This is a genomic window from Devosia sp. (assembly GCF_017307565.1).
In the GTDB taxonomy this organism is placed as follows: Bacteria; Pseudomonadota; Alphaproteobacteria; order Rhizobiales; family Devosiaceae; genus Devosia.
The window spans coordinates 1-7,277 of the sequence record NZ_JAFKHD010000477.1 but is presented as its reverse complement, the minus strand read 5'-3'; the positions used below and the strand labels follow the sequence as shown (position 1 = coordinate 7,277).

6 protein-coding genes and 1 pseudogene are annotated in these 7,277 nt (G+C 62.9%); 3 read left to right on the top strand and 4 right to left on the bottom strand.

Annotation, left to right across the window (positions count from 1 at the left end):
* Positions 1-124, bottom strand: a pseudogene (locus J0I64_RS20880) (DNA-binding response regulator); the annotation flags it as partial.
* Positions 125-364: 240 nt separating this feature from the next.
* Between J0I64_RS20880 and pckA the strand changes: the two are divergent.
* Complete coding sequence (gene pckA, locus J0I64_RS20875) at positions 365-1,957, top strand: phosphoenolpyruvate carboxykinase (ATP) (protein ID WP_291411915.1); 1,593 nt, start codon at positions 365-367, stop codon at positions 1,955-1,957.
* 239 nt (positions 1,958-2,196) lie between these two features.
* Here the strand turns inward: pckA and J0I64_RS20870 are convergent, their stop codons facing one another.
* Both J0I64_RS20870 and J0I64_RS20865 read right to left on the bottom strand, forming a co-directional pair.
* On the bottom strand, positions 2,197-3,099 hold the full coding sequence (locus J0I64_RS20870) for a cell wall hydrolase (protein WP_291411913.1): 903 nt from the start codon (positions 3,097-3,099) through the stop codon (positions 2,197-2,199).
* A gap of 424 nt (positions 3,100-3,523) precedes the next feature.
* The gene (locus tag J0I64_RS20865) at positions 3,524-4,186 is read right to left on the bottom strand and encodes an HAD family phosphatase (RefSeq protein ID WP_291411911.1); all 663 of its coding nucleotides are present in this window, start codon (positions 4,184-4,186) and stop codon (positions 3,524-3,526) included.
* 88 nt (positions 4,187-4,274) lie between these two features.
* On the opposite strand from J0I64_RS20865, the gene J0I64_RS20860 reads away from it, so the two are divergent.
* Positions 4,275-5,684, top strand: coding sequence for a protein adenylyltransferase SelO (locus J0I64_RS20860; protein ID WP_291411909.1), 1,410 nt, complete (start codon positions 4,275-4,277; stop codon positions 5,682-5,684).
* Between the two features lie 155 nt (positions 5,685-5,839).
* The gene (locus J0I64_RS20855; protein WP_291411907.1) at positions 5,840-6,391 is read left to right on the top strand and encodes a gamma carbonic anhydrase family protein; all 552 of its coding nucleotides are present in this window, start codon (positions 5,840-5,842) and stop codon (positions 6,389-6,391) included.
* A gap of 175 nt (positions 6,392-6,566) precedes the next feature.
* On the opposite strand, the gene J0I64_RS20850 is transcribed toward J0I64_RS20855, so the two are convergent.
* The coding region (locus J0I64_RS20850) for an ATP-binding protein (RefSeq protein WP_291411905.1) at positions 6,567-7,277 on the bottom strand (711 nt) is incomplete at its 5' end.

Sequence of the window (7,277 nt, the reverse complement as noted above, 5' to 3'; positions counted from 1 at the left end):
TCAGGCCTTCAAGACCCGAGGCGCCATCGGTATAGGTCGCCACCTGGTAGCCTTCCGCCTCGAGGGTGAGGGAAACGGAGGTAAGAATGTTCCGGTCGTCGTCCACGAGGGCGATCTTGGGCATATTCTGCCTTTCTTGTTGCGACGCTTGCATCTTGTTCGGGCCTCAGCCCCTTCCAGCGACGTTGCAGGCGACAATTACGCGTTAAATAAGGCGGGGCCAAGCCTGTCGCCAGTGCATGCCTTCCCACAAAATGGCTGCGACTTCCGTCTTACGACCGATTTCGGGATGGTTCGCGGGCCGTAGCCCCTCTTACTTTCCTGACCATCTGCTGCCGTCCACGGCGCCCGATGGAGATCGAAAATGAGTGATTTGAACCATAACACCCTGCGCCAGGCTATCGCCGAAGCCGCACTTTCACTCAGTGACAACGCCATTGCCCCCCGGCTGGTTGCCGATGCACTGTCTTACGGCGGCGCCCAGTTGACGGCCCATGGCGCCCTCTCGGTCGAGACCGGCGCCTTTACCGGCCGCTCGCCCAAGGACAAGTTCATCGTCCGCGACGCGCTGACCGAGAAAAAAGTGTGGTGGGACAATTCGGGAGCGCTGGCCCCGGCACAGTTCGACCTGCTGCTTGCCGATATGAAGGCGCACCTTGCCGGCCAGAACCTCTACCGCCAGGACCTCATTGCCGGGGCCGATGCGCGCCACCAATACGGCGTCACCGTGCTCACTCCCAGCGCCTGGCACGCCCTCTTCATCCGCAACCTGCTCATTCGCCCCGGCGACGGCATCGACGCCTCGGATGCGTCCACGCCCGTCACCATCATCCACGCGCCGCTGTTCACGGCAGATCCAGCCCGCCACGGCACGCGCACCGAAACCGTCATCGCGCTCGACATGAGCCGCAATGTGGTGCTGATCGCAGGCACCCGCTATGCTGGCGAAATCAAGAAGAGCGTCTTCTCGCTCTTCAATTTCCACGCCCCGGCAGACGACGTACTGCCCATGCACTGCTCGGCCAATCTCGGCCCCGATGGGGAGGCCGCGCTGTTCTTCGGCCTTTCGGGCACCGGCAAGACGACGCTTTCCAACGATCCGGCGCGCCCGCTGATCGGGGATGACGAACACGGCTGGAGCCGGGACGGCGTCTTCAACCTCGAAGGCGGGTGCTACGCCAAGACCGTCAAGCTCAGCGCCACGGCCGAGCCCGAGATTTTCGCCGCCACGCGCCGCTTTGGCACCGTGCTTGAAAATGTCGTGCTCGACGCCGGCAGCGTGCCCGAATTCGACGATGTCTCGCTGACCGAAAACACCCGCGCGGCCTATCCGCTCGATGTCCTGCCCGCGCTCGCCCCGGGCAGCGTCGGCGGCACGCCTAAAACCGTGGTCTTCCTCACTGCCGACGCCTTCGGTGTCTTGCCGCCGCTCGCCAGGCTGACGCCCGAACAGGCCGTCTACCACTTCCTCTCGGGCTATACCGCCAAGGTTGCCGGCACCGAGCGCGGCGTTACCGAACCGCAGGCGACGTTCTCGGCCTGTTTCGGCGCGCCTTTCATGCCGCTGCACCCGACGGTCTATGGCGAGATGCTGGCCGAACGCCTGCGGGATAGCGGCGCGCAGGCCTGGCTGCTCAATACCGGCTGGATCGGCGGCGCCTATGGCGTGGGCAAGCGGATCGATATTGCCTCCACGCGCCGGTTGCTAACCGCCGCGCTCGATGGCGCGCTCGACACCGCCCCGACCCGGCTCGACCCGCTCTTCGGCTTTGCTGTGCCCACCGCAGTTGCCGGCGTCGATCCGCGCCTCCTCGACCCGCGCCAGTGCTGGACCGACACCGACGCCTATGACAGCCAGGCGCAAAAGCTCGTCGAACTCTTCCGCAACAATTTCCGCAAGTTCGGCCCCGACGCCGATGCGGAAGCCGGCCCGCAACTGCTGCAGGCTGCGGAATAGTCAGCAACCTCGGCCATCATACCACCGGGCTTGTCCCGGTGGTCCACTGCCTCCGCCGGATGGCGGGCCTCAACAGGATGGATCGCCGGGACAGACCTGGCAATGACAACCTCTGTGGGCACCACATCTCCCGCACCACCGCGTCATCACCGTGAAAGCGGGGATTTCTCTTTCAGCCCCAGAAACGAAAATTCCCGCTTTCGCGGGAATTCATCACGTCTCAACTGAAGGCCGAAAACTCAGTTCGGCGAATAGAAGATATGCGCCCCGACTTCGGCCACGCGGCTGAACGTGTAGGACCAGGACGGGCGGACATTGGTGGTGTGGTAGAACAGAGCCGAGTCCGGAACCGCACCGATTTTTGCGCCGGTTGCGTATTCGGCATAGACGTCCTTGGCGAGCGCCATGGAACGGGCCCAAGCCTGGCGTTCGCCCGGCGCATCGACGCGGCCGTCACAGGCAAAGGTGAACTGGCACTTGTAGCGGCCCTGATTGGCACCCTGGTAGATCACGCCGCAGAGCGAGGACGGATACTTTTCCGAACGGGCACGGTTGACGATCACATTGGCCACGGCCAGCTGACCGGCGGAGCTTTCGCCGCGCGCTTCGTGATAGATGGCCTGGGCGAGACAATCGCGCTCGGCATTGGCCACTTCGATACGCTTGGCGGTCGGCTGGTAGCCGCTGTCGATATAGGCTGCGAGCAGGTCCGGGGTGACGGTCGGCCGTGCCGGGTTGGCCGGCTTCATGAAGCTGTCGATCGCGGACAGCGCGGTGTTGCCACCATCGAGCGAACCGCGGGCGATATAGCCCATGAGCATTTCGGTGGAGAGAACCGGCTGCAGGCCGCCCTCGGTCACGTCGACGGCGCGCAGCTTCTGCTGGCGCGCGACATAGTTGGCGAGGAGGGCATCGGTCAGCTGCTGCTGGCCCGGCGCGAGCGGCACCACGGTGGGACCGATGGCCGGCTGGCTGCGCAGCTGGGCGATGGGTGCAGGAATATCGAGCGGAATGACCGAGTCGTTTTCGGTGGCACGAACCACGAGGGGCGATGCAATGACGCCAACGACGAGTGCCGTCGCGGCGAATACGGCCACTTTAGAAGCGGCGCGCAGGAACTTATGCCCCCAGCTAGCAGTCAATGCCCCGTCCTTGCCCCTGAGCCCATCCGTTACCTCCGGCGGGCCTTCTGGTGTGGATCACATTCGCGATCCGTCTTTGCGGGGGCACCCTAGCCAAGCCCGTAAAGAGATGGAAGCCAAAATTTACAGCTGGTTAACCATGCGCCTTAGCTTCTTAAAACACGGTTAATGTGCAAACCCGATCTTGAAAACCCATGAAATCCATAGGCTTGCAACGTGCTGAGCAAAGGCTTGAGGGGGAAATTAGAATTTTATGCGCTTTTTAGCGCGTCTGATTCTTAACAGACAGATGCGGCGCGAACACAGATTTCGTCCCTGCCGTTAACGTCAAGGCGGGCAAAGTCATCGCCCGCCAAATGCACAATTCTCTTACCCACGAGCCGTCATCCCGACCCAGAGCCGGCGTGACAATCGAACGTGCTGCTTAGTGCGGAAAAGCCGCCCGGTGGACGTGCACCAGGCTTTCCATGATGGAAATGCCGAGCGCGCGGACTTCATCATTGGGGTGCACGAGGTCGGGCACCATGATGGTCTGCATACCGGCGGCATGGGCCGCATGCACCCCGGCGAGGCTGTCTTCCAGCGCCAGGCAATTGGCCGGGTCGATCTTGAGGCGGCTCGCCGCCGTCAGATAGGGCTCGGGATGCGGCTTTGGATGGGTGACATCATCGCGCGTCACGATGGTCTCGAAAAGATCGAGCAGGCCCGCCGCACTCAGGTGATGCTGAGCATGGGGATTGCGCGAGGAGGTGGCCACCGCCGTCGGGATATTGTTGGCGTGGAGTGCAGCGATGAAATCGTGCACGCCGGGCTTTACCGGCACGCCGCTATGGGAGCGCTCGCGCATGCTGACGCGGCACTTTTCATCGAAGAGAGCATAGGGGAAACTGACGCCATAGGCTTCGAGCAGCAGCTGGTTGGTGCGCTCATGGCTCCCGCCCACCATGGAACGGTGGACGTCGTCGGTCATTTCGAAACCGAGATCGGTGCAGACTTCGAAAACGATGGTCTTGAAGACCGCTTCCGTGTCGAGCAAGGTGCCGTCCATGTCGAAGATGGCGGCCTGAAATGGTGCAAGCTGTATCATCTGGAGTGATATAGGCCGATTTGACCCCGGGCGCCATACACGAGGGCGCAAGCGAGCCTTGCAGAACAGGCCCAGATATAGAGCCGAAATGACCCAATTTATCCCCGCAAACCGCCATGCCGAACTCGGCCGCGACTTCTTCGATCCGGTCGTCCCGGCCGATTTTCCGCAGACCATCCTGCGCCATCGCGACCAGCGCTGGGCTGAGCGTATCGGCCTCGGCGATCTGACGGAGGCAGAGTGGCTCAAACACTTTGGCCGCTTCGAGCCCCTGCCCGGTTCGCTGCCGCAACCGCTGGCCCTGCGCTATCACGGCCACCAGTTCCGCACCTACAATCCCGACCTCGGCGACGGCCGCGGGTTTCTCTTCGCCCAATGTGTCGATCCCGTCGACGGGCGCCTCCTCGATTTCGGCACCAAGGGCTCGGGCAAGACGCCTTGGTCGCGCGGCGGCGATGGCCGCCTGACGCTCAAGGGTGGCGTGCGCGAGGTGCTGGCCACCGAAATGCTCGAAGCGCTTGGCGTCTATACTTCCAAGAGCTTTTCGCTCGTCGAAACCGGTGAACAGCTCTATCGCGGCGACGAACCCTCCCCGACCCGCTCGGCGGTTCTGACCAGGCTCAGCCACAGCCATATCCGCATCGGCACCTTCCAGCGCCTCGCTTTTCTCGAGGACACCGACAATCTCCGCCGCCTCGTCGATTATTCCATCGCCAATTATTATCCGCATCTCGACGGCGCCGCCGACCCAGCCGCCGCGCTCCTTGAAGCCGTGGTTGAAAAGGTCGCCCTGCTCGGCGCGCAATGGATTGCCGCCGGCTTCGTCCATGGCGTGCTCAATACCGACAATATCAACATCACCGGCGAGAGTTTTGACTACGGCCCCTGGCGGTTCCTGCCAGCCTATGATCCAGACTTCACCGCCGCCTATTTCGACGAGACCGGCCTTTACAGTTTTGGCCGCCAGCCCGACACACTCGCCTGGAATCTCACGCGCCTTGCCGAGTGCCTGCTTCCGCTTTCCAATATCGAAGCGCTGGAGCCGGCCCTCAACACGGTCTGGCCGATCTTCCGCACGCAGCTGCCCCTCGCCATGCTGCGCCGCCTTGGCCTGTCGCCGCGCGACGAGGACAGCAACAATGCCTTCGTCACCGCGCTCTTCGGCTTTCTCTCGACGAGCAAAGCGCCCTATGAGCAGTTCTTCTTCGACTGGCGCGGCGGCGGCCTCAGCGCCGAGCGCGCCGCGCGCAGCCCTTCAGCCGACTTCTACGCGACCGACGCCTTCCGTCCCCTCGCCGATCTCCTCGAGACTTTTGGCCCATCGGCCAACCTCAATCTCGATCACGCCTACTTCGCCCGCGAAAAGCCACGCACCATGCTGATCGATGATGTGGAAGCCATCTGGGCCCCTATTGCCGAAAGCGACGACTGGGGACTGTTTCATCAGACGCTGAGCGAGATCGCCCAGATGCGCGAGGCCTATGGGGTGAGTATCTAGCCCCACATTACCTGCCTCCCCGATCCACCCTCACACGGCGTCACTCCCGCAAAAGCGGGTATGCCCATTCCAGCACAAGGAGATTCCCGCTTTCGCGGGCATGACGCCGCCTGTGGGGATGGATATTATGACGCCAAACTAAACCGGAGGACCCAATGCCCATCTACGCCCTCGACGGAATCACGCCGGAGATTTCGCTTCAAGTCGGCTGGATCGCCCCCACCTCCGTCCTCATCGGGGATTGCCATATCGGGCCCGAAGTCGGCATCTGGTTTGGCGTCGTCGCCCGCGGCGATATCGAGCGCATCAGCATCGGCGCGCGCTCAAACGTGCAGGAAAACTGCGTCCTTCACACCGACAAGGGTTTTCCTCTCACCATCGGAGAAAACTGCACCATCGGGCACAGCGCCATCATCCATGGCTGCACCATTGGCGACAACACGCTGATCGGCATGGGCGCCACCGTGCTCAATGGCGCAAAGATCGGAAAGAACTGCCTGATCGGGGCCAATGCCCTCATCACCGAGGGCAAGGAAATTCCGGACAACTCTCTCGTCGTCGGCGCGCCGGGCAAGGTCGTCCGCACCCTCGATGAAGCCGCCATAGCCGGCCTCACTGCCTCGGCTGATCGCTACGTGCAAAATGCCCGCCGCTTTGCCACCGGCCTCGTAGAAGTACATCGACCAGCCGATTTCGACCCGGCTTAGTGGTTTCAGCAGGGCCTCCCCGGGCCCCTACCGTCTCTCCGGTCGTCATTGCCGGGCTTGTCCCGACAATCCATCTCACCACAGGCATGGACCACCGGGACAAGCCCGGCGGTGACGACAAACGCTAGAGTTGACTGGACCAAAACACTCGGCCCTTCGCCGATGTCCCTGGGCACTATGGCAGCATAACATCCACGCGAAGCCCCTGGCCGGGCTTGCTCTTGATGGAAATCTGCCCACGATGGCGCTGGACGATGTGCTTGACGATGGCAAGGCCCAGGCCCGTGCCCTTCTTCTTGCGGCTCGTCTCGACCTCGATGCGATAAAACCGCTCGGTCATGCGCGGCACGTGTTCGGGCTCGACGCCCGGGCCATGGTCGACAACGCTGACCAGATGCCGGTAGCCGCCGCGATCGATAGGGGTCAGCGACACATCGACGGTCTTGCCCTCGGCACCATATTTGATGGCATTGTCGACGAGGTTTTCGAACACTTCATAGAGCTGGTTGCGGTCGCCCGTGACCATGACCTGCCCCTCTGGCAGGTCGAGCACCACATCGAGCTCGGCCGCCTTGGCCTGGGTCTGCAACCCCTCGCGCACTTCGCGCAGGAGCGCTGCGAGATCGACCGAGCCGGTGGGCCGCACATGCTGGTACATTTCGATGCGCGAGAGGCTGAGAAGATCGTCGATCAGCCGGCTCATGCGCTCGGCCTGGCCACGCATGATGCCGAGGAATTTTTCGCGCGCCACGGTATCGCGCGCGGCGGGCCCGAGCAGGGTGTCGATAAAGCCAAGCAGCGACGCCAGTGGCGTGCGCAGCTCGTGGCTGGCATTGGCGATGAAGTCGGTGCGCATGGCGTCGACGCGCTTCAATTCGTTCAGACT